Raw genomic sequence first — 1,909 nt, forward strand, 5'->3', positions numbered from 1 at the left:
GCAACTACCCGCCGGAGAAGGTGGCCGACGCCGTCCTAGAGGCGGTCGTGCACAACAGGGCCGTGGTCCCGGTGACTCCGGAAGCGCGGGGAGCCCACCTCATGTCCCGCTTCGCACCACGGATGCTGAGGCGTCTCGCCCGGGTCGAGCCACCCCTGTAGTTTCCACAGAAGGACCCAACCAGCCTGTGGATAACTGGACTTGACTGTGGATCAAACCTCGTCGGCGAAATCTCTTCGCGTGAGGCGCGTCTCACCAGGCAGGCTGGTGCCATGCAACAGGACCACACGGACGACGGACACGGAGACGCGCACGGCGACAGACGCACGGTGAAGGTGTCCAAGTACCTGTCGAAGCACCTGCGCCACCAGCCCGCAAGGATCGGGCTCACGCTCGACGAGGGCGGCTGGGTCGAGATCGACGCGCTGATCTCCGCTGCGGCCGCGCACGGCTTCCGCTTCACCCGCGAAGAGCTCGACCACGTGGTCGCGACCAACGACAAGCGGCGTTTCGCCGTGGAGGGCACCCGCATCCGCGCCAGCCAGGGCCACAGCATCGACGTGGACCTCGGCCTGCCTCCGGCGTCCCCGCCGCCGTACCTCTATCACGGGACCGTGTCCCGGCATCTGGAAGGCATCCGCGCCGAGGGGCTGCGTCCCATGAACCGGCACGACGTCCACCTCTCGTCCGACCGGGCCACCGCGACCAGGGTCGGAGCGCGCCGCGGCCGGCCGGTCGTGCTCGCCGTGGCCGCCGACGCCATGCACCGCGACGGGCACCTCTTCCGTGTCAGCGCGAACGGGGTCTGGCTGACGCAGTCCGTGCCGCCCCGCTACCTGCGTTTTCCCGCTCCGCGCTGACCCCGCATGATCGAAGGCATGGAGCACCTCCCCACCACCCAGTCCGCCGTCAACGCCCTCCGTGCCGTCGCCGGGGAGTTCGCGCTGGAGATCGAGGTCACCGACGACATCGGCGCCGACCAGACCTCCCGTCGCAGCGCCGCGGGCGTGGGAGTGACCACCGATCCCGACGGTTCCCTCCCGCACGAGGCATTCGTCGAGTTCGGCGGCGTTCCCCGGGTGAGCGTCCGGCTCTTCCCGGAGGACGATGCGCTGATCACCGTGGAGAACGTGGAGTTCCCGGACATCCCACGCGACAAGGTGCCCGCGTTCCTGCGCTCCGTCTTCGGCAACCGCGCCTTCGTCAAGGGGCGCCGCTTCCCGCCCGGGTACCAGCTGATCGTTCCGCTGCCCGGCGACCGCACACACCGGGAGTACGTGCCGATGATCCTGCTCACTCCGTGGCTGAACAGCCGCGTTCGGTGACGCCGGAGGCCGTTTCACGTGAAACGGCGACCGGCCGCATAAGGTCGGAGGCATGAGCCTGCGCCTGAGCACCGTGATCCTTCCGTACCGTCGCTGGCACGAGGGCGGACGTTCGGCCTGGACGAGGGCCGAGCAGCTCGGCTTCCACACCGCGTACACCTACGACCACCTCTCCTGGCGCAGCTTCAGGGACGGCCCGTGGTTCGGTGCCGTCCCGACCCTCACCGCCGCCGCGGCCGTCACGGAGCGGCTGCGTCTGGGCACCCTGGTCACTTCGCCGAACTTCCGGCACCCGGTGACGCTCGCCAAGGAACTGATCTCCCTCGACGACATCTCCGGTGGCCGGATCACGCTCGGCATAGGAGCGGGCGGCACCGGTTTCGACGCCACGGCGCTGGGCCAGGAGCCATGGACTCCGCGTGAGCGGGCGGACCGCCTCGGCGAGTTCCTGCCGTTGCTGGACCGGCTGCTGACCGAGGACGCCGTGTCCTATGTGGGCGACTTCTACTCGGCCCACGAGGCGCGCAACATCCCTGGGTGCGTACAGCGGCCCCGACTGCCCTTCGCGGTGGCCGCGACCGGCC

General features: G+C 69.7%; 3 protein-coding genes. All 3 read left to right on the top strand.

Features of this window, described 5'->3' with window-relative positions; all coding sequences use genetic code 11:
- Positions 1-272 precede the first annotated feature (272 nt).
- Positions 273-860: an RNA 2'-phosphotransferase gene (locus AB0E98_RS33545; protein ID WP_051908967.1), complete on the top strand. Its 588-nt coding sequence runs from the start codon at positions 273-275 to the stop codon at positions 858-860.
- Positions 861-866: 6 nt separating this feature from the next.
- Complete coding sequence (locus tag AB0E98_RS33550) at positions 867-1,325, top strand: hypothetical protein (protein ID WP_031185107.1); 459 nt, start codon at positions 867-869, stop codon at positions 1,323-1,325.
- 52 nt (positions 1,326-1,377) lie between these two features.
- Positions 1,378-1,909, top strand: a 532-nt coding sequence (locus AB0E98_RS33555) for an LLM class flavin-dependent oxidoreductase (protein WP_361710268.1), incomplete at its 3' end; no start/stop codon positions are given.

Source organism: Streptomyces sp. NPDC037389 (genome assembly GCF_040636475.1).
GTDB classification, from domain to species: domain Bacteria; phylum Actinomycetota; class Actinomycetes; order Streptomycetales; family Streptomycetaceae; genus Streptomyces; species Streptomyces hesseae.

What these genes read in the sequence shown, in the direction of transcription:
- AB0E98_RS33545 (WP_051908967.1), top strand. Translation starts at nt 273, where the DNA reads ATGCAACAGGACCACACGGACGACGGACACGGAGACGCGCACGGCGAC.
- AB0E98_RS33550 (WP_031185107.1), top strand. Translation starts at nt 867, where the DNA reads ATGATCGAAGGCATGGAGCACCTCCCCACCACCCAGTCCGCCGTCAAC.